Origin of the sequence: Nannocystis exedens (genome assembly GCF_002343915.1) — a bacterium.
Classification (GTDB): Bacteria; Myxococcota_A; Polyangia; order Nannocystales; family Nannocystaceae; genus Nannocystis; species Nannocystis exedens.
Map to the genome: position 1 here is coordinate 760,787 of NZ_NETK01000002.1, position 20,794 is coordinate 781,580.

Annotated in this window: 21 protein-coding genes; 15 read left to right on the plus strand and 6 right to left on the minus strand. The window is 69.9% G+C overall.

From position 1 onward, the window contains the following. Positions 1–5: 5 nt before the first annotated feature. Positions 6–458 (plus strand): D-aminoacyl-tRNA deacylase, encoded by a 453-nt coding sequence (gene dtd / locus NAEX_RS46925; protein ID WP_096334439.1) that lies wholly within the window; start codon positions 6–8, stop codon positions 456–458. Between the two features lie 46 nt (positions 459–504). Beyond that, positions 505–762 (plus strand): hypothetical protein, encoded by a 258-nt coding sequence (locus tag NAEX_RS46930; protein ID WP_096334440.1) that lies wholly within the window; start codon positions 505–507, stop codon positions 760–762. A 144-nt stretch (positions 763–906) separates the two neighbouring features. Here NAEX_RS46930 and NAEX_RS46935 read toward each other — a convergent pair whose 3' ends face one another. The 3 genes from NAEX_RS46935 to NAEX_RS46945 all read right to left on the minus strand — a co-directional run bounded on the left by NAEX_RS46935 (position 907) and on the right by NAEX_RS46945 (position 3,668). After that, positions 907–2,031 carry a hypothetical protein gene (locus NAEX_RS46935; protein WP_143140143.1) on the minus strand — a complete coding sequence of 375 codons (1,125 nt, stop codon included), beginning with the start codon at positions 2,029–2,031 and terminating at the stop codon, positions 907–909. A gap of 99 nt (positions 2,032–2,130) precedes the next feature. Next, positions 2,131–2,520 (minus strand): hypothetical protein, encoded by a 390-nt coding sequence (locus NAEX_RS46940; RefSeq protein ID WP_096334442.1) that lies wholly within the window; start codon positions 2,518–2,520, stop codon positions 2,131–2,133. Between the two features lie 137 nt (positions 2,521–2,657). After that, positions 2,658–3,668: a hypothetical protein gene (locus tag NAEX_RS46945; RefSeq protein ID WP_096334443.1), complete on the minus strand. Its 1,011-nt coding sequence runs from the start codon at positions 3,666–3,668 to the stop codon at positions 2,658–2,660. A 271-nt stretch (positions 3,669–3,939) separates the two neighbouring features. Here NAEX_RS46945 and lepA point away from each other — a divergent pair, with 271 nt between their 5' ends. Next, the gene (lepA, locus tag NAEX_RS46950; protein WP_096334444.1) at positions 3,940–5,751 is read left to right on the plus strand and encodes a translation elongation factor 4; all 1,812 of its coding nucleotides are present in this window, start codon (positions 3,940–3,942) and stop codon (positions 5,749–5,751) included. Between the two features lie 9 nt (positions 5,752–5,760). Further along, positions 5,761–8,100 carry a signal peptidase I gene (lepB, locus tag NAEX_RS52640; RefSeq protein WP_211302637.1) on the plus strand — a complete coding sequence of 780 codons (2,340 nt, stop codon included), beginning with the start codon at positions 5,761–5,763 and terminating at the stop codon, positions 8,098–8,100. 900 nt (positions 8,101–9,000) lie between these two features. On the opposite strand, the gene NAEX_RS46960 is transcribed toward lepB, so the two are convergent. Continuing rightward, positions 9,001–10,050, minus strand: coding sequence for a hypothetical protein (locus tag NAEX_RS46960; RefSeq protein ID WP_170136629.1), 1,050 nt, complete (start codon positions 10,048–10,050; stop codon positions 9,001–9,003). A gap of 72 nt (positions 10,051–10,122) precedes the next feature. On the opposite strand from NAEX_RS46960, the gene NAEX_RS46965 reads away from it, so the two are divergent. Next, positions 10,123–10,977 (plus strand): DnaJ domain-containing protein, encoded by an 855-nt coding sequence (locus tag NAEX_RS46965; protein ID WP_170136630.1) that lies wholly within the window; start codon positions 10,123–10,125, stop codon positions 10,975–10,977. Between the two features lie 150 nt (positions 10,978–11,127). Here the strand turns inward: NAEX_RS46965 and NAEX_RS49300 are convergent, their stop codons facing one another. Both NAEX_RS49300 and NAEX_RS49305 read right to left on the minus strand, forming a co-directional pair. Then, positions 11,128–11,271 carry a hypothetical protein gene (locus NAEX_RS49300; RefSeq protein WP_170136505.1) on the minus strand — a complete coding sequence of 48 codons (144 nt, stop codon included), beginning with the start codon at positions 11,269–11,271 and terminating at the stop codon, positions 11,128–11,130. Next, on the minus strand, positions 11,268–12,077 hold the full coding sequence (locus NAEX_RS49305; protein WP_096333381.1) for a helix-turn-helix domain-containing protein: 810 nt from the start codon (positions 12,075–12,077) through the stop codon (positions 11,268–11,270). Before NAEX_RS49305 ends, NAEX_RS49300 begins: the two co-directional genes overlap by 4 nt. A gap of 182 nt (positions 12,078–12,259) precedes the next feature. Between NAEX_RS49305 and NAEX_RS46975 the strand changes: the two genes are divergently transcribed. The 10 genes from NAEX_RS46975 (at position 12,260) to NAEX_RS47015 (ending at position 20,778) form a co-directional block, all read left to right on the plus strand. Further along, positions 12,260–12,763 (plus strand): hypothetical protein, encoded by a 504-nt coding sequence (locus NAEX_RS46975; protein ID WP_096333380.1) that lies wholly within the window; start codon positions 12,260–12,262, stop codon positions 12,761–12,763. After that, a complete protein-coding gene (locus tag NAEX_RS46980) occupies positions 12,760–13,113 on the plus strand; it encodes a hypothetical protein (protein ID WP_211302570.1) in 354 nt (117 codons plus the stop codon). The genes NAEX_RS46975 and NAEX_RS46980 overlap by 4 nt, the downstream gene beginning before the upstream one ends. Continuing rightward, the gene (locus tag NAEX_RS46985; protein WP_096333378.1) at positions 13,110–14,030 is read left to right on the plus strand and encodes a hypothetical protein; all 921 of its coding nucleotides are present in this window, start codon (positions 13,110–13,112) and stop codon (positions 14,028–14,030) included. The genes NAEX_RS46980 and NAEX_RS46985 overlap by 4 nt, the downstream gene beginning before the upstream one ends. 65 nt (positions 14,031–14,095) lie before the next feature. Further along, positions 14,096–15,214: a hypothetical protein gene (locus NAEX_RS46990; RefSeq protein WP_096333377.1), complete on the plus strand. Its 1,119-nt coding sequence runs from the start codon at positions 14,096–14,098 to the stop codon at positions 15,212–15,214. A gap of 137 nt (positions 15,215–15,351) precedes the next feature. Further along, positions 15,352–16,194 carry a hypothetical protein gene (locus NAEX_RS51875; protein WP_170136550.1) on the plus strand — a complete coding sequence of 281 codons (843 nt, stop codon included), beginning with the start codon at positions 15,352–15,354 and terminating at the stop codon, positions 16,192–16,194. After that, complete coding sequence (locus NAEX_RS46995; protein WP_170136504.1) at positions 16,191–17,246, plus strand: M23 family metallopeptidase; 1,056 nt, start codon at positions 16,191–16,193, stop codon at positions 17,244–17,246. The genes NAEX_RS51875 and NAEX_RS46995 overlap by 4 nt, the downstream gene beginning before the upstream one ends. A gap of 377 nt (positions 17,247–17,623) precedes the next feature. Further along, a complete protein-coding gene (locus NAEX_RS51880; RefSeq protein WP_096334448.1) occupies positions 17,624–18,136 on the plus strand; it encodes a hypothetical protein in 513 nt (170 codons plus the stop codon). Positions 18,137–18,289: 153 nt separating this feature from the next. Continuing rightward, entirely contained in the window at positions 18,290–18,880 is a 591-nt protein-coding gene (locus tag NAEX_RS47005) for a hypothetical protein (protein WP_096333375.1), read from the plus strand. Next, positions 18,877–19,170 (plus strand): hypothetical protein, encoded by a 294-nt coding sequence (locus tag NAEX_RS47010; RefSeq protein ID WP_096333374.1) that lies wholly within the window; start codon positions 18,877–18,879, stop codon positions 19,168–19,170. The genes NAEX_RS47005 and NAEX_RS47010 overlap by 4 nt, the downstream gene beginning before the upstream one ends. Continuing rightward, positions 19,171–20,778: a hypothetical protein gene (locus tag NAEX_RS47015; protein WP_096334449.1), complete on the plus strand. Its 1,608-nt coding sequence runs from the start codon at positions 19,171–19,173 to the stop codon at positions 20,776–20,778. Positions 20,779–20,794: the final 16 nt, after the last annotated feature.

The following is a 20,794-nucleotide window of genomic DNA, read 5'->3' on the forward strand; positions in this document are numbered from 1 at the left end:
GCCGCGTGCTGACGGTCATCCAGCGGGTCTCGCGGGCGGCGGTGCGGGTCGACGGCGAGGTCGTCGGCGCCATCGAGCGCGGCGCCATGCTGCTCGTCGCGGTCGAGCGCGGCGACGTCGAGGCCGACGCGGTCGCCACCGCCAGGAAGATCGCCGCGCTGCGGTTCTTCCCCGGGGCCACGCCGATGGACCGGACCCTCGCCGAGGTCGGCGGCGGCGTCCTCGTCGTCTCGCAGTTCACCCTGGCCGGGACCCTGCGCAAGGGCCGGCGGCCGAGCTTCGACGGGGCCGAGCTGCCCGAGCGCGCCCGCGCGCTCTACGAGGCCGTGGCGGCGGCGCTGCGGGCGGAGGGCCTCACGGTGGCCACCGGGCGCTTCGCCGCGCACATGGAGGTCGAGCTCGTCAACGACGGCCCGGTCACCTTCCTCCTGCGCAGCGTCGCCGGCCAGGTCCAGTGAGCCCGTCGCTGGCGCAGCCGCCCGCGGGGCGCTAACGTCGCCGCGTATGCGCACCGCCCTGTTCGTGCTCGTCGCCCTCGCCACCTCGGCCTGCGCCTCGATGCGGGTCGGCGAGAGCCGCCGCAACGTCACGGCCTTCTGCGTCGGCGCCGACGGCAGCGCCTACGCCATTGCCACCCAGGTCAGCACCGGCGACCGCAAGAGCGACCGCGTGTGCCGCCGCGCCGTCGCCGGCATGACGCACGACCCGCGCGCCGACCTGCCGTGCCGCATGATGGAGTTCACCGTCGTGCGCGACAAGTGACGCCGGCCCTCGCGCGCGAGCGAGGGGTCTTTCGTTGCAAGCGCTCGTTCGGACATGTCCCTCCTCTCATGTCCTTCAGCACATGCACTCATGAGCATGTCCTTCCTATCATGCCCTTACGCGCATGCCCTGCGGCGCAGGTTTTTAGAGCCAGCGCACGAACAGGAACGCCCCCAGCGCCGCGGGCGGGGCCAGCAGCGCGCCCTCGAGCCCGCGCAGGCGGCCGGTGCGCTCGGGCGCGGGCAGGGGTAGGGCGGCCAGCAGGGCAGCGTTGCGCCGGCGCTCGCGCGCCAGCACCTGCAGCGGGCTCAGCCACAGGGCCGCCAGGGCGCACCACAGGGCGATCCGCGGCGCGTCGGGCGGCAGGTCGCGGAACACCAGCCAGCCGCTGACCGCGACCAGGGCGACCAGGCGCAGGCGCAGCAGGGGACAGAGCCGCAGCAGCTGGGTCGCGCCGAGCTGCAGGACCGGGTTGTGCATGTGCGCGACGAAGGCCGGCCGCGGCGCCGGAGCGCCGGTCCCGGCCAGTCGCCGCGTCGCCTCGCTGAGCCACGGCACCGCCTCCCACAGCCCCGCCGCGTACAGCCGGCCTGCCGTGACCCGCACGAGCACCGCCGCCAGCATCGGCGCCGCCAGCAGCGTCCAGTGCTGCGAGCTCGCCGCCCCGCGCTCGGCCAGGCGGGCCAGCGTCAGCTGCCCCGGCATCGCCACCAGCGTCGCCAGCCCGATCCCGAGCGCCGGCGCGTACAGGTGGACCGCGGCCTCCTCGGCCGTCCAGCCGCCCGCGCCGAACCGCTGCGCCTCCGTGATCCAGTGACCGGCCGGGAACCGTCGCCCGGCGTAGGCCGCCACCCCGGCGATGCCCGGCTCGATCAGGATCGCCGCCAGCGCCAGCCACAGGAAGTCGGCGAGCAGCCACCCGCAGCGCGCCACGTCCGGCAGCGTGGCCGCCGCGATCGCGCCGACGCCCGCCGCGATCGTCAACGCCAAGCCGCGGCGGTGCGCCGGGCGGGCCGACTGGAAGTGACGCGCGGGCTCGATCGGCAGCGGCAGCAGCCGCTCGCGCTCCGGCGCGTGCAGGTAGCCGCCGAGACGCGCGTGCAGCCCGGCCAGCAGCACGAACGGTCCGCCGGCGAACACCAGCCCGCGCTGCGCCGCCAGCTCGGGTTCGTTCACCAGCGCGATCGACCACGCCGCCGCCAGCACCAGCGGCGCGACCCAGGCGCTCGGCCAGGTGGCAGGCCAGCGCGGGAGGGGAGGCGTACGCACGCGCCGACCATACCCGCAGCGCGAGCGCCACGCCACGAAGCCGCGGGCCGCACTTCCGCGCAGCGCGAGCGCCCGGCGCTCGCCGCGGGCCTCGCCGGATCAGCCCTTCGCGCTGTAGATCGTGAACAGCTCGACGTCGGTGACCGCGACCAGGCGGTACGCGTGTTCGCCCTCGGCGATGGCCACCGGCGTCGCCGGCAGCAGCTCCACGCGATCGACGCTGTCTTCGGCGCGGGTCTCGAGCAGGGCGCGGCCGCCGGTCAGCATCACCGTCATGTCGCGGCGGCCCTTCGTCGAGATCGCCACCACCTCGCCGGCGCGGACGCGCAGCACCTTGGCCGTGTAGCCCTGGCCCTGCGCCCACACGAACTCGCCGCCGAAACTGCGGCGCTCGAACGGGGGACCGTAGTCGTCGTCACCGGGGTCGACGGCGGTCTCGTCCAGAACGGCCTCCGGTTCCTCCGAACCTGCGCGATCCCTCTGCTCCATCGCCGCGATGATAGCGCGGAGCCTCGCAGCACGCGAGGGGGGAAGGGGACCCAAGTGCCAAACGTCTGCGCCCGGGCGCTTTCCCACGCCTGCGGAGCGGCGATCGCCGCTCCGACGCACGACGTGCGCAGCGCTGATCAGCCGCGCTTGTCGGCCGCAGGCGGCGCCGCGTTCTTGTCCGCCGGCTTCGACGCCTCGGGATCCTTCGCGCTCTTGGCGGGCTTGTCGGCGGCGGGCTTCTTCGCGTCGGACTTCTTGTCGTCGCCCGGCTTGGCGTCGCTCGGCTTCGCCTCGGCCGGTTTGGCGTCGGCCGCCTTGTCCGACTTCTTCGCGTCGGTCTTGCCCGCCTCGGCCTTCTTGCCCTTGCCGCCCTTCTTGTCGGCCTCCGCGGCGGCTTCGGGCTTGGCTTCTTCGGCCTTGGGGGCGTCGACGAATTCTTCGCTGCCGAGGTCGCGGTCGGCCTTGCGGCGGCGATCGAGCGCCAGCTTGGCGCGGCGGGCGACGTCTTGGTCCCAGGCGTCGACGTTGCCGTCGCCGTCGGTGTCGTAGCCGACGCGGTCGATGTTGCCCTGGACGAAGAACGTGAACACGTCGGGCTTGCCGTCGCGGTCGCGGTCGGCGTCGATGCGGACCAGGCGGCCCTTGTCGTAGCGGCGCCAGGCGTCGACGTAGCCGTCGTGGTCGGTGTCCTGCTCGTCGAGCGTGGGCTTGCCGTCTTCGTGGTGGCGACCGAGGTCGATGCGGCCGTCGAAGTCCTGGTCGTACTGCTCGCGGACCAGCTCGCCGGTCTCGTCGAAGTGGAGGAACGCGTCGAGGCGGCCGTCGAAATTGAGGTCGGCCTGCTGGCAGCGGGTGCGGCCCTCGTCGGGCGCGCGGCCGCCGATCAGCGTGACGAGGTCGGCGCGGCCGTCGTAGTTCGAGTCCTGCTGCTGCACGCGCTTGCCGGCCGCGTCGCAGTGCTGGCCGTCGATCGCCAGCGGGATCAGCGCGACCTGGCGCACTGGCAGGATCGGCTCGATCTTGTGCGGCGGCTCGTTGTCGGGCGTGGACGCGGCGGTGGGGGCGGCGGTGGCCTTGGCCTTGCCCGCGCAGCCGGCGAGCCCGAGGACGAGGAGCAGCGCGGCCGGGCGAGCGAGGAAGGGGATCACCGGACACACTTTAGGGGACGGCGGGCGCCGCTCGCAAGCCGAGGGCAAATGTGACCCCGCCCGCGGCGCCGGCGCAGGCGCGACGGCGCGTCTTGTGCTACTAGCCGCGGCTGACGATCGCCGCGGCCGAACACGGTGTCCTCGCGCGCCGTGCCGCTCTCCGAATTTCACGGCCCCAGGCGACCCGGGCCGCCCCCGGTTTCGCTCCAAGACGTCCGCGCCGCACCCGCTCACCGCTCCGCCACCTGACATGAGCAAGTCCGTTCCACGTATGGTCGATCCGACCGCTCCCGAGCGGCCCACGATCCGCAGCTTCTGCATCATCGCCCACATCGATCACGGCAAGAGCACGCTCGCCGATCGATTGATGGAGGCCACCGGTCTTCTGACCGAGCGCGACAAGACGGCGCAGTACCTCGATCGCATGGACATCGAGCGCGAGCGCGGCATCACGATCAAGGCCCAGGCCGTGCGCATGTCGTACAAGTACGACGGCGTCACCTACGCGCTGAACCTGATCGACACGCCCGGGCACGTCGACTTCGGCTACGAGGTCTCGCGCAGCCTGGCCGCCTGCGAGGGGGCGCTGCTGGTCGTCGACGCTACCCAGGGCGTCGAGGCGCAGACGCTGGCCAACGTCTACATGGCGCTCGACGCCAACCTCGAGATCATCCCGGTGATCAACAAGATCGACCTGCCGAGCGCCGACGTCGAGGGCGTGAAGAAGCAGATCGAGGAGGCGGTCGGGCTCGACGCCAGCGACGCGCTGCTGGTCTCGGCCAAGACCGGCCTCGGCGTGCCCGACCTGCTCGAGGCGATCATCCTCCGGATCCCCGCGCCGCACGGCGACGTCGAGCGACCCGTCAAGGCGCTCATCATCGACTCGTGGTGGGACAGCTACAAGGGCGTCATCTCGATGGTGCGGGTGTTCTCCGGCCGCCTGCGCGCCGGCGACAAGATCCGCATGATGGCGACCGGCAAGCACTACGACGTTATCGACGTCGGCGCCTACGCGCCCGAGATCACGAGCATGCCCGAGCTGTCGGCGGGCGAGGTCGGCTACCTGGTCGCCAACGTCAAGGAGGTCGTCGACTCCAAGGTCGGCGACACCGTCGCCGCCGCCGACGACCCCGGGGCCGAGCCGCTGCCGGGCTTCAAGGTCGTGCAGCCGATGGTATTCGCCGGCGTGTTCCCGACCGACAACGCCGACTACTCCGAGCTGCGCGACGCGCTGGCCAAGCTCACCCTCAACGACGCCAGCGTCACCTGGGAGCCCGAGACCTCGGTCGCGCTGGGCTTCGGCTTCCGCCTCGGCTTCCTCGGCCTCTTGCACATGGAGATCATCCAGGAGCGGCTCGAGCGCGAGTACGACCTCGACATCATCACCACCGCGCCGAGCGTGAAGTACCGCGTGTACCTCAAGGACGGCACCGAGACGGTGATCGACAACCCGGCCAAGATGCCGGACATCGGCGACTACGAGGCGATCGAGGAGCCGATGATCATCGCCCGGATCCAGCTCCCCGAGGAGTACCTCGGCGCGATCATCAAGCTGTGCCAGGACCGGCGCGGGATCCAGCTCGACATCAAGTACCAGACCTCCAAGCGGGTCCAGCTGACCTACGAGATGCCGCTCGCCGAGGTCGTGTTCGGCTTCTACGACCAGCTCAAGAGCCTGTCGCGCGGCTACGCCAGCCTCGATTACGAGCAGGGCGAGTACCGCCGCGCCGAGCTGGTGCGCGTCGACCTGCTGGTCAACGGCGAGCGCGTCGACGCGCTCTCGCTCATCAGCCACCGCGACAACGCCTACAACCGCGGCCGCGACCTTTGCATCAAAATGAAGGACGAGATCCCGCAGCAGCAGTTCGAGGTCGCGATCCAGGCCGCGATCGGCAGTCGCGTCATCGCCCGGACCACAGTCAAGGCGCTGCGCAAGAACGTGCTCGCCAAGTGCTACGGCGGCGACATTTCCCGCAAGCGCAAGCTGCTGGAGAAGCAGAAGCGCGGCAAGCGACGCCTAAAGGCGGTCGGCAACGTTGAAATCCCGCAAGGTGCCTTCCACGCCATCCTGAAGCTAGACTAGAGAGCCTCCGTGACCACGCCGCAGCAAGCGCAGGAGCCGCGCCCGGCCAAGCCCGAGGGGCGCCGCTCGACGGGTAGCGTCAAGGCCGCCGCCGGGATGTTGGTCAAGGAGGCCAACCGGATCCTCAAGAAGTACGGCGGCCGGATCGCCCCCGAGCCCGCGCGGGCGATCCGCGACAGCGCCGACGCGCTGGCCCGCTACCGCGAGGCCAAGCAGTGGGACCGCGCCGAGGACGAGGCCGAGCGGCTCGACGAGCTGCTGCACCAGCACGCCAGCTTCGCCCGCAAGAGCCCGCTGCGCGAGACGATCGAGAACGTCGGCGTCGCGGTCCTGGTGGCGCTCGGCCTGCGCTCGTGCCTCTACGAGCCGTTCAAGATCCCGAGCGGCAGCATGATGCCGACGCTCGTCGCCGGCGATCACATCTTCGTCAACAAGTTCATCTACGGCATCCAGATCCCGTTCACGACCACCGTCGTCGGCGAGCGCTGGGGTCACATCGCGCGCGGCGACGTCGTCGTCTTCCGCTACCCGATCGACGAGTCCGAGGACTTCATCAAGCGCGTCATCGGCCTGCCCGGCGACACCATCCGCGTCGACGGCAACAAGGTCAGCATCCGCCGCAGCGGCGACGCCGAGTTCGCGGAGCTGAAGCGGAACAAGCTGCCCGAGAAGTGCCGCGACGACAGCGGCACGCAGCAGGTCCCGCACTGCGAGCTGTTCGAGGAGACGATCGACGGCCACACCTACGTGGTCCGCTACAAGACCAACCTCGACCCGCGCGCCGGCGCCCGCAGGGTGGGGGAGTGGACCGTGCCCGACGGCCACTTGCTCGTGATGGGCGACAACCGCAACGAGAGCCACGACAGCCTGGCGTGGACCCGCCAGGTCGAGGCGGTCGCGGCCGACGGCCTGCTCAGCGTCAAGGACCTGCGCGACCTCACCGACGAGAAGCTGTTCTCGCTGACGCGCCCCGACGACGTCTCGGCCCGCGGCGACGCCAGCTTCGATCACATCCTCTACATCGCCGACCACGCGAGCGACGCTCACGGCCTCGAGCTCGAGATCTGGCGCGAGCCGGTGCTCGGCGGCGAGGCGGTGTACCGCGCGCTGACGGCAGGCGAGGGGACCGAGTCGACGTTCTCGGCGCTCATCGAGGGCGACGAGCGGATCGGCAGCAAGGGCAACACCAAGCTGCGCGAGCGCCTGCAGCGGATCGGCGGCGACGTCGGCGCGCTCACCCTCAAGTCCGGCGAGGTCGCCCAGGACGTGGTGTTCCGCCTGAACGCCGCCGACGCGGTGATGCGCCTGCGCTGCGGCAACGCCATCTGCCGCACGCCGGGCCGCGTCGCCGAGAAGGTCGCCGAGGTCGTCGAGCGCTGGAACCGCGACCGCAGCCAGGACGCGCGCCAGATCCTCGACGGCGACAACACCGCCCGTTACTCGCAGCACTGGACCAGCCGCAGCGCGACCGCCGAGACCTTCATCGAGCGCCGCTACAGCAAGACCGGGGCCGAGCCGGCGACCCCGGCCGGGCTGGTCCGCTTGCGCGCCTGGCGGGCCCCCGACGAGGGCGTGGACCTCGTCCGCGACGCCGCACTGGCCTCGGTCGGCAGCTCGCGCACGCTCGCGCGCCAGGCCGTCAACGAGGCCGGCGACGACGGCTGGCTGGTCGAGGACGAGCACAAGTTCACCTACGTGCGCGCCGATGCCAAGGGCCAGGTCGCGTTCAGCCTCGAGTGCGGCCGCCAGCGCTGCGCCAGCGACCGCGACCTGCTCGCGCTGGTCCGCACCGTCGAAGGACATGTCCCTTCGGTCATCAAGGACCGCACGCGCTTGCCGGAGCTGCTGCCGCCGGGCGACATCCCCGGTTACAAGGAGATGCCGCCGAGCCCGCTCGCGGAGCGCTACGAGTACGACCGGATCCGCCTCGACGCGACCGTCCGCGACGTCGCCTACAGCCTCGGCGTGTGGGTGTGGTTGCGGCCGACCGAGGGCCTGGCCGAGAAGCTGGCCGCGCTGCAGGCCGAGATCCCGAACGCCCGGGTCGACGACAGCGTCGCCAGCGGCGCCATCGTCGGCGACGCCGCCTCGGGCCACGGCACGCAGTACGCGTTCGCCGTGCCGGCCACCGAGGTCGTGATCCGCATGCAGTGCAGCGCCGGTCTGTGCCCGACGCCCGAGGTCGCCCGCGAACTGGCCAAGCGCGCCTATCAGAAGGCCCACGACGCCAGCAACTTCGTCGACCCGGCCGCCGAGCGCCCGCAGCCGTACGTCCCGCGCGGCAACGTGAAAGGCCGCGCCGAGCGGATCTGGCTGCCGCTCAGCCGCTTCTGGCTGCCGATCCGCTGAGCAGCGCGAGCCGCCGCCGGCCCGCCGCGACGCGTGGTTCCATGGTTCGACGGGCCGCGAGGCGGCTACAGAGCGCGGATGCGGCCGGGTCGACACCGTTTGACCAGCTTCGCCGCCGGCCGTTGGACGAGCCCGGGAGGACGCGGCGGTGCGGGCCTGAGCAACTTACGCGGCGCCGACGGGTTCAGCTGCTGAACTACGAACAGTGGGTCATCGTGTGCGGGCAATGGATTTTTACAAGCCATGCGTGCGAGTTGCAAACCGTGCCGAGCGATCGGAATGCTCATGAAGCTCGGGCGCCCAAAATTCCTGATGACTTACTACGAGCAGCAAACTGTGCCGAGCCATCGGGAAGTCGCGACGGTCGTGGAGGCGCGCCGGACGGCCTGAGCTTAGGACGGCAGCCTGGGGCCCCTGGCTACTGTTCTCTTCAACTTAACATAATATCTATTATCGGCAAAACGGAGTTCGGCCGAGGGCCGTCATCCTTGCCGGGGCCGCACGCTCTGGCGTGCGATTGCGGGAGTCGAGCGGTGAAAACTCCCTGCCCCAAAAGTTTTGAGGAACAGCGTCCTGACCTTCAGGCCAGGCCCACAACCTGGATAGCAGCCCCAAACCGCGCGGTGCAAGACCGCACTTCGGTTAAATTCGCGCGTCGATTAAGGCTGAACAGTGTTCAGGCGGGGTCCGCGACTCACGCAGATCGGCCCCTGTATGGTTGTTCAGCGAGATCGGTATGGCCGATCTCTGTGAGCCGCGTCCCTTGGTTGCTACTTCAGGCCCACCTCGCGCTTGCGGCTGTGGGTGCGCAATCGCCTCAAGCGCAATCTGTCCCTTGGGGAAGCTCGCCAACAACCGGCGCTCACGGCGACGGCGACGATGAGCAGCTGCCCTGAGCCACTACGAGCCGCGCCCCTGCTGAACCACCGTCGCGCGTGCGAGGTGGGTCTGCAGCACGTGCGCGACCGCCTCGAGCGGAACCTGCCCCTCAAGGAAGTCGCCGACGACCGCGGCCGTGTGCGTGACCGCGTGCGGCGCCAGCTGTGCGAGCAGCGTGCGCAGGCGATGGTAGCGGGCGCGAGCCTGCTCGCCGACCAGCAGCTGGGCGTCGAGGACCTGCGCCGCCGACACGTCGTGACCGCGCCTCTGCGCGACCATCGACTGCATCCAGCCTGTCGCCAGGACGGCAACCGGACCCTGTGCCACGGCCTGCAGGAGTTCCTTGGTGGCGGTGATGGTGTCGCGCCAGGTCTGGGGGCGCAGGCTCGCGCGCATCGCCGCCTGTAGCTGCGTCGACACCCCGATCATGGTGATCGACTCCTGCGCGAGTTCGTGCAGCTTCTTCACCTGCTCCTTGTCGAGCCTGTGCAGCTCTTCGACCTGGGCGAGGACGTGGCGCATCTCCTTGTCCTGCAGGTCTTGGGCGTGCCCCTGCGTCGTCTTCGTCGCCTGCTCGAGCGCGGTCTGGACCTTGGCGTGCCGAGCCTGTGCTTCCGCAATCTCCTTCATCAGGAGCTCGAGGAATCGCGTCGCGGCGCCCGTCTGCGACTCCAACTGCCGCAGGTTCGTGCGCTGCTCCTCGACCTGCTGGCGAAGCCCGACGACTTCGACGTCTTGTAGCGGCGTCGCGCTGCTCGCGTGCGGGAGGTCGGCGCCCAGGTCGTCGAAGGTGTCGGTCACCTCCGCGCCGTCCACGAACACGCGCAGGCGCGCCGACCGGTCGTGAACCTCGAGCGACTGCCGCGCGAGCGCGGGCGGCGTCGGCGCGATCAACACGCTCAACATCGGCCGTCCCTGCACCCCGAGCTCGCGCGCGAGCCGACTGGGCGGGCCTCGCTGCACCTGCGTCACCACCAGGCGGCTGAAGGTTCGCGGCGCGTCCGAACTCCCAGAGAAAGATCCGGTTTCATCGGAACCATTATCCCCCCGCAGGTCATCGTCCAGCGCCACATTTGCAGCATCGCATATTCGGGGATTTTCTTCAATTCGATCCGGATCAATTCGGTTATTATCACCTCCATTGTGACGCTCGATGAAGCGCGCCAGATTTTGGGCGTAAGCGCCGGCGCGGGCCGCGATGAGGTCAAACGGGCACATCGCCGCCTGGCGCTCGCTTTTCACCCCGATCACCACAAGGGTTCGACGCAATTCGACGAGTTCCAGAAGCAGATAAACGTCGCCCGCGATACGCTGTATCGTGAAATAGACCGTCTCGCCGAATCGACACACAGCGAGACAGACACTGCAATGGGGACGCCCCCGCCTCCAGCACCCGCGGCGGCTCCGCCACAGGCACCGCGAACACGAGCTCGGCCCCCTGCTCCACCCGGCGTCGACGAGTACCGCGAAATCAGCTTCCCGTTCCTGACGATGCTGCGCGGCGGTCGGACGCGCATCAACGTCCCCCGCCCCGAGGGCACGCAAGAGATGTTCGTCGACGTTCCCCAGGGCGCTGAGGTGGGCATCCTCCTCCACGTCCTCGGCGGCGGCGGGCGGGGTTCACCTCCGGGCGACTTGCTGCTGCGCGTCGTTGTAGTTGAACCCGACCCAGTGTGGCGGCCTGCTCGACCTGACGAAGGACGCGCCCTCGACCTCGTCACCCGCCTGACGGTGACTTACGCGCAGCTTTACGCCGAGCGCCTGATCCCCGTGCAGAGTCCTTGGGAGAGCCGCAGCGTCTCCGGCGGAACGATTGGCCTTCCGCTGCGGGCCAACAACTTCGGGCCCTACAAGGTGCGGGGCCATGGAGCACGTCGCGGTGGAGCGGCTGGCGACCTCCTCGTCCTCCTGGATGTGGTCTGGCCTGAGCGGGGCGACGCTGACCTCGCTGCGGCGCTCTGGCGCGTTCAGGGGAGCCCTGCGCAAGGCGCCCGCTGACGTCGTGTCGACGTGTTCCACGCGAGGCGCGAAAACGTTCCACGTGGAACACATTTACCTACATGCACGCAAAGCGGCGCCTGGAGCGGTCCTACGCGCTCCAAACGCCTGTCTTCGAGTGAACACGCGGGCCCTCGAAGACCCGGAACCCTACCCTCGCGCGCCGCCCGTCCAAAATTTCCGGAGAACTGCGCGCGCGTGCTGGCCGACCGCCCGCATGCCCTCGAACGCGTGCTCGAGGCGCACGGTGGTGTCCCGAGCCGCCTCGAGCAGGGCGTCGAGCTCCTGCTTCACGGCCTCGATCGCTTCGCTCGGTCGCTTTCGTTTGTCGTCCATGGCTCCCTCCTGTCCAGGTTCTCGGGGCGGACGCGGAGCATCGTCCCGGGCAACAGCGGCAAGGGCTCTGACAGGCACAGCTCGGGCGGCGGGGCGGCGCACGTCGTTGGATCCGCTGCAAGGCCGTGTTGAAGGACATGCAGCAGGCGTCGGTGCCGCGCCAACCCTGGGAGCCCCCACGCCGCCGCCCGGTCGAGTCGCTGCAGGCTGGCGTCCAGCGCGCAATAGACGTCCGCCTCGAGGCCGTGAACCGGCTGCCCACGCTCCCACGTGGCGATCGTGTTGTCGCTGACCGCGAGCAGCTGCGCGAGCTCTTTCATCTGGAGCCCAAGCCGTCGACGGACGCGCAGGCAGAGGCGCGGCGATGGCCCCTCCCCTTCGACCTCGAGCTCGTCGCGGGCGGCGACACGGTAGCGGATGCGTCCCTGCGGCTGAAGCGCCTCGAGGAATGTAGGGACCATCGAGACTCTGCCCAGACAGCTATCGCGGCTTGCTGTTGCCGCAGCGCGGAGGATCCAGACGAGTCGTTGACGCCGAGACAGCCACGGAGGGCCCCACGCTTGCTCAGGGCCCAGATGGCACATTGCGAATCCGAGCGCAGCCATGAAGTCGCCGGCGAGGCCGCTCGCCCAACTGCGCTGGCGCCGTTCCCAGTTGTCGACCGTCTTGGGGTACACCGCCAGGACGTCGGCGAGAGTTTTGACCGACAGACGCAGTCCCTTGCGGATCTGCGCACAATGGATGGGCGTCAGCTCCAAGTTCACCGCTCGCACTCTCGCGCCATCCTACCGGAAATCATGTGATCGGACTAGCCTAAATACCGGCGACTCGCATCATCAACTTCGTCACCTTCATCTCACCGAGCCGCGGTCGTGCTCGATGAGATGGAGGTCTTGTGACTGCTGCGCTTCATGCTCCCAAACCCCTTCGCGATGCGCTCGAGGACGTGTTCAAGACCCTCGGCAAGGGCGCCGACAAGGAGTCCAAGGACCTGGCTCGCGCCCACGTGGAGAACGCGCTCCTTCGCGGCGAAGTGAAGGACGCGCAGGAGAAGACGGCCCAGCTCACGGAGCGCGCCAACAACTACGCGGCGTCGCTGGGCAACCAGCTCGAGCGCAGCGTGGCCGACATCAGCGGGACGACGATGGTGCTCACCACCGCGGGCGCTGGCGTCGGGTTCATCGGCGAGCTCGTCCTCCCGTCGGTCATGCCGAACTACCCGGGCCTCGCCAAGTCGATCCCGTACATCGTCGGCGTGCTCGGGGCCGTGGGGTCCTACGTGCTCACCGAGCCGAGTGACCTTGAGCGGCAGCAGGGCGTGCGCGTCGACACGGCCACGCGGTACGCGGGCATCGGCACGTCGCTCGGCATCATGGCCGGCGCAGGCCTCGCCCAAGTCGGCACCACGATCTCCGACGCCATTCTGCAGGCGATTCCGCAGGGCTCGTGATGCTGCGCGCCCGCGTCATCGGTCGGAGCGACGACGGTCGCTTCCACGTGCTCCAACAGGAGACGGTCGGGGGCCCCATCTTCCGCTGGCCCGCCCGAGGCGAAGACGCTGCCGGGGCGGCAGCGCTGATCACCATTCGTCCCGCATCGGCGGCCTCGACCTCAACCTTCGAGGTCCTGCGCGCCGGGGGCTACCTGTTTTTTCGGTCACCTCACCTCGAGGTCCCGCTGTTCTTCGATCTCCTCCCTGCCCTGCCACCGGCAGTGGAGGTCTCCCTCGAGCTCCTGCCCGCAGAGGTGAACGAGGGCGTCGAGCCTGAGCCGGTGGCTCAAGGAGCTGCACCGCAATGAACGACCTGAACACCATCGTCCAGAACCTGCGCCGCGCCGGGTTCGGGCAGTACGTCGACGCCGCCGCCGAGAGCGTCGACTCGATCTGCCAGATCGCCGGGTTCCAGAAGGTGCCGGTGGCGAGCCTGCCGGCCCAGTCCGTGCCGAGCCAGACGCTCGTGGTCATGCCCGGTGCGGCCCCGGCCCCACAGCTTCCGCCGCAGCCCCAGGTGCCCGAGACGCCGCCGTTCCCGGAGTGCAGCGAGCTGATGACCCTCATCAAGTCGCAGTACATCGCCAACTGCGGCTTCTGCCCGAACCCCTGCCTCCTCCGCTGGATCGAGCTCGCCGTGCTCCTCAAGTCCTACGCCGAGGTGCGCGACGACTTCGGGATCCCCGACCTCAACCTCGTCCCCACCCTCCTCACGCCGACGGGCACGACCGCGAACGGCCTCCCGACGACCTTCGTGGCGAACTTCAACGTCGCGCCGGGCCAGTCCATCCTGCTGCGCACCCAGAACTACTCACTGCCGTTCAACCCGCGCTGCCTCTGGGGCGCGCTCGCCTTCAACGGCGGCGTCGACAGCGAGAACTACAAGCACGTCAACTTCAAGATCTGGGTCGGCCCCAGCAACGCCTCTGGCGCGTTCTCCATGCAGGGCGGTCCCCTGCGCGAGTGGGCTCCGCGGCGGTTCATCTACGGGTCCCAGTTCAGGTGCGGCGACAGCTGCACCGAGGTGCCGCTCCGCAGCTACACCGGTTGCACGGACGTCGACATCGTCGGCCTCGACTCGTCGGTCTTCATCCAGGTCGACAACCTGGCGACCGCCTCGAACGCGATCAGCGGCCAGCAGCTGGTCATCCGCCTGGGCGGCTTCGAGAAGCCCTGCTGCGACAGCTGCGCCGCCGGCAAGGCGTGCGGCTGCAAGAAGCACTGACGTCCGCGGTCGGCCCGCAGCGGCGCCAGGGCGACGCCAGACCATCCTGACCCAAAGGACATGCCATGAGCGACGAGCGCTACTACACCGTCCGAGCCTCCTTCGACCCGGCGATCTTCGCCGAGCTCACCATGCCCTGGACGCCCGAGGCGGGCGCAGGCCAGGATCCAAGCGACATGCGAGCGCGCCGTCTCACCACGGCACGGGTCGGAAGGTTTCGGCCCGAGCTGCTCGGTCGCAAGGCCAAGAGCACCAGCTCGCTCGTGCAGGTCTGGACCGACGGACCGGTGGGCCTCGCCGACCGGTACTTCGTGCTCGGCTCGGACAACCCGGCCGAGTCGAACCCGCCGAGCGCGCAACGAGGTGTCGCGGCGACGCTGACGACGGCGCCGAGCTCGGCCGAGCTCCTCGAGCTCGGCCCGACGGACCACCTGGCCATCCAGACCGCCGAGCAAACGACCTGCTACATCCGCGTCATCGACCTCGACGAGGAACAGCTCGCCCGGTGGCTCCGGTCGACGAGGAGGGTGCCGGCGCCCGGCGTCACCGACGCGACGATCCAGGTGGAGAACCAGGTCGACGACGCCGTCTTCGACATCCCCGAGAGCAACGTCGACCAGCTGCTCGTCCAGGTGGGCGCGACGGCCCGCACGACTCTGCGGCTCCCGCCGTGGGCCCTCTCGCGCCCGGGCCAGGAGCTGAGCTTCGCGCGGAACACCGACACCGAGGGGCTCGTGCGAATCGAGGTCAGCTCCGGTGACCTCCTGAACGTCTCCAGCTTCCCGCTCTACCTGCCGCTGCAGGGCGGCCTGGTCCGCCTTCGGCGCAGCTCGCAGGTGGGCGCGGGCGGCAACTGGGCCGGGCTGGCGACCATCGTCCCGAGGTACACGAACGTCGCGGCCGGCAACCAGGCATTCCTCTACGGGTGGCCGGGGCTTCGGGTCGTCCGCTTGCTGGACAGCGTGATGCCGCAGACCCTCACCCTGCCCCCGTACCTTGGGCTCAACCAGATCCCGCCCGGCTGCGCGCTGCGGGTCGTGAACCCGACCAACATCACCAAGACGATCTCGGTGACTGCGGGCGAGGTCATCGTGGGCCTCGGCACCCAGTTAACCACCCTCTCCGTTCCCGCGCAGACGTGCCGCGACATCGTGTACGGCGAGCTCGCCTGGACCGCGATCTGAGACTCCACGTCGGCTCGCTGCTGGTGGCGGGCCGTACCGACTCGTGAGGCCCCCATGCAGCCCTTCCCGCCGCTCGACGACACCCCCCTCCCGCCCCGACGCACGGCCGCAAGCCGCTGGCCCCGGCGCCCGCGCCTGTGCCGGCGAGCTCGAGCAAGGCCTGGCTGTGGTTCGGCGGAGCGGCCCTCACCGCGGCTGCGCTGGCCGCCATTTTCTGGCCGTCCGACGCCAGCGCCGCGAGCGGCACCGGTGGCACAGGGGGAACGGGCACCGGCGGCACAGGCGGCACGGGCGGCACCGGCCAGGGCGGCACCGACAACGCAGGCCCAGGCGAGCCGGCCGACGCGAACAAGCCGATCGAGGAAGCGCAGGAATGCACCGCGGTGGCGGCGAGCAAGCCGCAAAACATCGGAGACGAGACGAAGCCGCCACAAGCCGCGCTCGATGAGTGGCTGGCGTACGTGGCGTATCGGCGCGTCTACCCCGAGGGGCCGAAGAACTACCTCAGCCTGCCACAGTACAAGGCCGCCTACGATCGGCTGCACGCGTGTGTGAAGCAGAAGCTCGGCCTCGGGCAGTCCGGCGACATCAAGGACGAGGCGCCCGACGCACCGCCGCCGCCTGGCCCCCAGTTGCCGGCGCCGGTCTCGGCCGAGCCGAAGCCGGGCTCGTCGTACCGGATCAATCCGCAGGACGCGAGCGCGCTGCTCCTCCTGTCCCAGAAGACATACGGCACCGCCGGCGGCACTCCGGACAACCTCAAGGCCGCGCGGCTCATCAACGATCACCCCTACAACAAGCGCTTCCAGGTCGTCGTCGACAACGAGAAGGGGTTGTTCCCGCCCGACGGCCGCCGGATCAGCTTCACGCCGATGTTCGGCGCGCTGACGAAGCAGCTCGCGGACGCCACGGGTGGCGCGCGCGGTCAGGGGCAAGAGTTCGCGGTGATCTACCTGCCGCCGAAGCCGGAGGCCTGGTGATCCCGCCGTTGCCACAGCAGGTGCTCCTCGAGCTCGAGGCGGTCCAGTGGGCCGTCGAGAACAAGCCCGAGGTCTACGACGGCTACCAGCGCAAGGCCGGCCAGGAGGACCAATACTGGTTCGCCAACGTCGCCTACTGGCGGGCCTACCCGCTCGCGCCGAAGCAGCTGCCGAAGACCCCGAAGCCCGACGAGAAGGTGTGGGTCGACACGTGGCTGCGCATCCATCAACTCGTCCTCGCCCGGCTCGCGGCGCAGCAGCCGGCGCCGGCGTGGAACGGTAGCTCGCCGCGTTGGCCGCTGTCGTCGCCGCCGAAGAAGTGGAAGCCCGGCTCCAAGTTCGGCGTAAAACGCCCGTGGGGCTCCGCCAACCCGACGCGGTTCCACTGCGGAATCGACCTCTCGGCCGGGCTCAGCACTCCGGTGCTCGCGCCCGAGTCCGGCGTGATCCTGGCGGTCGATCAAGGCTGGGAGGCGCCAGCGAAGGCCGTCATCCTGCACCTGGACAGCGGCCTCACCGCGCTCATGGGCGGCGTGGCCAAGGGCTCTTCGCCGCCGAAGGGCACACGCGTCTGTCCGGGCCAGATGGTTGGCTGCACGACCAACGTGGTGGCGAAGATCGGTCCGTATCCGAACGGGTCGACCATGCTCCACTTCCAGCTGTACAAGCGGCACCTGACCGTCTCCGAGCTGAACAAGCAGAAAGCCTGGTACGCGGACCGCTCCCAGCCGCCGGATCTCATCGACCCTGCGGACTACTTGACGGCCGCGATGAACGGCACGCCGCTGGACCCGGCGAACGCCGCCAGCGCCTTCTACGGCTTCACGCCTGAGGAACCGGCCGGCGACATCGAGGCCGCGGAACAAAACGAGGGCGGCGAGGACCTGGGCGACGGCAAGGACAACGGGACCAGCGAGGGCGGCCCGCCCGCGAAGGTCGCAAGTTCCTCGAGCGCGCTTCCTTGGCTTCTCGCCGGCGGCGTCCTCCTCGTGGGCGGCGCGGCGGCGTTTGCATTCACCGGCCGCAACACGTCCTCATCCTTCTCCCTGTAGGAGCGCGCCGTGCCCGATCGTCTCGCCACCCTCGGACCCCTCAACCCGCCATCGCACTCTAGCTCGAGCGGTTGGTGGTGGTTCGGGGGTCTCGTCGCTGTGGGCACCACGCTCGGGGTGGTCTGGTGGTCGCGGGCGAACAGCGCGAGCGCCAGCTCGGGCTCCACCGGCAGCTCGGGCAGCGGCGGCAATCCGCCGGTCGATGAGCCGAAGCCGCCCGAGCTCGAAGGCTGGCCGTTCCAGGTCGCCGTAGGGTCGACGCAGACCCCCAACAGCGCGCGGTGGTTCCGCTTCTTCCGGGTGACGCCGCCGAACGCCGTCGGGCCGGTCGTGTGGGTGCTGCACGGCCAGGACACGGACCCGCGCAAGCTCGCCCCGTGGATCCGACGAGCCTCGCCGACGTCGTATTCGTCCAGGCGCCGCAGGGATGGCTCGCCGCGGGGACGGCGACCGCCGCGGCCTCCGAGTTGTGGTCCGACGCGAGCCTCGGCAAGCTCCCCGGGCCGTTTGACCACGGAAAGAAGACCCGTCCCTGGGTCGTGGTCGGCTACGACGTCGGCGCCGACGTCGCGCTCCAGATGGCCGCCTCGACCAACAGCGCTGCGTCGCCCGACGCGGTCGTCGCCGTGGCACCTCTCGAACCGGGCAAGCTCCCCGGAGCCGGCGGCGACAAGCGGTGGATCGCCTTCGTCATCGGAGACAAGGACCCGCAGCTCGTCTCCGTGCAGGCGGCGGCCGAGCTCGCGGGCAAGCCGGCGAGCGCCGGCGGGGCCGGCTACAACACGGCCGTGCGCGTCGTCGCGGGCGCCGGTCACGAGCTCCCACAGCTCGGTCCCCAGCTGCGCGACCTCCTGCTCGATCTCTTCTCGATGTACCCCTACCCCTCGTGACCCATGCCCGACCCGACTTGCACGCCTGTCGATCTTGGAAGTGGCGCGACGCTCGAGTCGCCCTGCACAGGGCCGCTCGGCTGGTGTACGGCCGCCGATTTCTTCCGGTCCCGTCGGGCGCTGCAGTTCGAGCGGAACAGGCTGGTCGGCCTCGTGAACAGCTTCACGAAGCTTGCCAACGAGGGCCAGGCCACGTGGGACGCCGCGACCTCGGCCGCCTACGACCTGCGCGACGAGAGCCGCGAGGTGCTGGAGAAGTTCCCCGAGGACTGGTGGTACGTCTACATCACCGGGAACGCGGGCGAGCTCATCGAGGCGATCTACGTATTCTCGAAGTTCGCGGCGGCGTGCCATCAAGCCGCGTGCGAGGTCGCGACTGCCCTCGAGGCGCTCGGCGAGGCGGTGCCGAAACCGCCGGTGCCGCCCCCGCCTGAGCAGGGCATCACCGACGCCATCGCCGAGGGCACCCGCAACATCGCCGACGCGGCCGCCAGCGCCGCGACCACGGCGTTCTATCTCGTCGCCGGCGTCGCCATCCTCGGCGGCGGCTGGTTCCTCTACCAGAGCCTGCGCTCCCCCGCTTCGCAGGTCCTGGTCATGCCGTCGTCGACGCCAGCGCCTCAGCAGGTGGCGTCGCCGGCGACGAGTTCACCGTTCCCTCCGCTCGCGGGTCCCGAGCATCCACCCTCGCGTGCGAGGGGGACGAAGGTGGACCCCTTCCAGCCCCCGAAGGACCTGCCATGAGCTCGATCATCGACATCCCGCCGGCCCCCCTGCCCTTGCACAAGTGGCGCGAGCTCCGTCGGCTGACCGCCGAAGCTCGCCGCTACGGCCTCGAGGCCGCGAGCGCCGACCCGGTGATCGGCGCCGAGTTCATCGCGGTCCTCGAGGACTTCGAGGTCGCGAGTCGCGTCTTCGACGAGTTCATCGCCATCTTCGAGTGCCGCGCGAAGGAGCTGGAGCAGGAGTGCATCGCGAACAGCTGCTTGACCTGCACCTGTCGCTGCGAGGCGCTCGCCGATGAGGCCTCGTAAATGTCGCTCCTTGACGACATCCGCCACGAGACGCGGCTGGATCTGCGGGACCCCGCGCTCATCGCCAACGTGCTGGCGCCGGAGCTGACCGAGCGCTGGACGCACGTTTATCGGGACGCGACGCGCTTGCTCGATGCCGCGAAGTCGGCCTACATCACGCTTCAGAACCTAAACAACGTCTCACCGCTGCAGGCCATTCAGATGGCCTACAACGCACTTGATACGGCCTGGCGGTGGATCTACGGCCAGGCCGGCAAAAAAAGCTTCGAGAACCTGGAGAGGCGCGCCAAGACGCGTGGTGAGTTCGTGCGGCGCTACTTCGGGATGCCGGTCGCAGGGGACGAGACGAACCGTCGCCCCATCTGGTCGCAGGTCCTCCGCTCGAGCAAGAACCCGAGCCCCGCCGATCTTCAGCTCCAGCTCGGCGCGAGCCAGGATGCGGCCGAGCATCTCTCCCAGTGGGATCGCAACTACGCTTTCCACGTGAGCCGCGTCGGTCGTCGGCAGACGATCAATCCCACGTGGTCGACGCCTCCCTACGACTCCCCCGCGGATCAACCCTCGCTGTGGCTCGGCGGCGTCTCCTACGCGCTGCCCTCGTTGCTCGGCGGGTTCAGCCCGTACCCGCCGCTCATCGCCAAGGCCCTCGGCGACGCCGCCTACCTCGACCGCCCGCCTGGTGTTCCCGCCATCCCCGAGAAGTATGAGGAAGACTACTGGGGAAATGCGCCCGGCGGCGGGGCCGTCGATGCCGACCCTCCGCGAGGTGACATGGGGCTCGACTGGTCGCCCCTCGATCGAGCCGTCTTCGCCAAGGGCTACGCGCCGCCACCAGGATATTCGTGGCTCTTCTCGTGGGGCACGTACCCCTACGTGTCCTGGTTCGGCACCGTCGGGCTTGGCGACGCGCGCGTCGATCTCTGCTCGGAGGCGGCCGTCCTGGCGATCGCCATCCACGCGTTTTCGCCGCTCCACGCGGCGATGGATGCCCGCGAGGTGGCGCAGTGCTATCGCCAGTTCCTGGCCTCCACTCAGCTGCGCTCGCTGCCCCTCGCCCCGAAGGGACAGGTGAACCTGGGCCTCTTCCTGAAGCGGGACACGCTCCTGCCGTGGAGCCCCCAAGCGGGCTGGCCGGTTCCGATCCCCGGCGGCGCTGTGCCGTTCGAGGTGGTGAGGGACATCGAGCTCGCGTTCCGCTCGTTCTTTCGCATCAGGAGAGCGGCTCTCTACCAGTTCGCGCTCACCGAGGCCGGCTTTAAGGCGGCCGCCCTCACCAGCCGTGACCCGCAGCTGCGCGCCGTTGCGGCCGGCTCTCCTCCGCCGAACTACCGCAAGTGGGACGCGCGCGACCCGCTCGGCGACGGCTGGCTCGACAAGCTGCAGCTCGATCAGGGACCGGGATTTTTCGGACCTGGTGGGCTCTCGACGGGCGAGCCGACCGGCGACGTCGTCAATCCCAACGGGAGCGGCGGTGGCGGGAGCGGCGGCGGCGTGCCGGGTTGGGCCCTCGCGCTGGCAGCGCTGGGGCTCGGCGGCGGGCTCGCCTACGCGGTCAGCCGCCGACGTGGTCCCATGAACTTCAGCCAGGGTGAATTGCCGCCCTCGTAAAGGAAGCAGGCCTCGA

Excerpts from the sequence above, each read along its gene's own strand:
- NAEX_RS46930 (WP_096334440.1), top strand. The coding sequence starts at position 505 with ATGCGCACCGCCCTGTTCGTGCTCGTCGCCCTCGCCACCTCGGCCTGC.
- NAEX_RS46940 (WP_096334442.1), bottom strand. The coding sequence starts at position 2,520 with ATGGAGCAGAGGGATCGCGCAGGTTCGGAGGAACCGGAGGCCGTTCTG.
- lepA (WP_096334444.1), top strand. The coding sequence starts at position 3,940 with ATGGTCGATCCGACCGCTCCCGAGCGGCCCACGATCCGCAGCTTCTGC.
- NAEX_RS46985 (WP_096333378.1), top strand. The coding sequence starts at position 13,110 with ATGAACGACCTGAACACCATCGTCCAGAACCTGCGCCGCGCCGGGTTC.
- NAEX_RS46990 (WP_096333377.1), top strand. The coding sequence starts at position 14,096 with ATGAGCGACGAGCGCTACTACACCGTCCGAGCCTCCTTCGACCCGGCG.
- NAEX_RS47010 (WP_096333374.1), top strand. The coding sequence starts at position 18,877 with ATGAGCTCGATCATCGACATCCCGCCGGCCCCCCTGCCCTTGCACAAG.
- NAEX_RS47015 (WP_096334449.1), top strand. The coding sequence starts at position 19,171 with ATGTCGCTCCTTGACGACATCCGCCACGAGACGCGGCTGGATCTGCGG.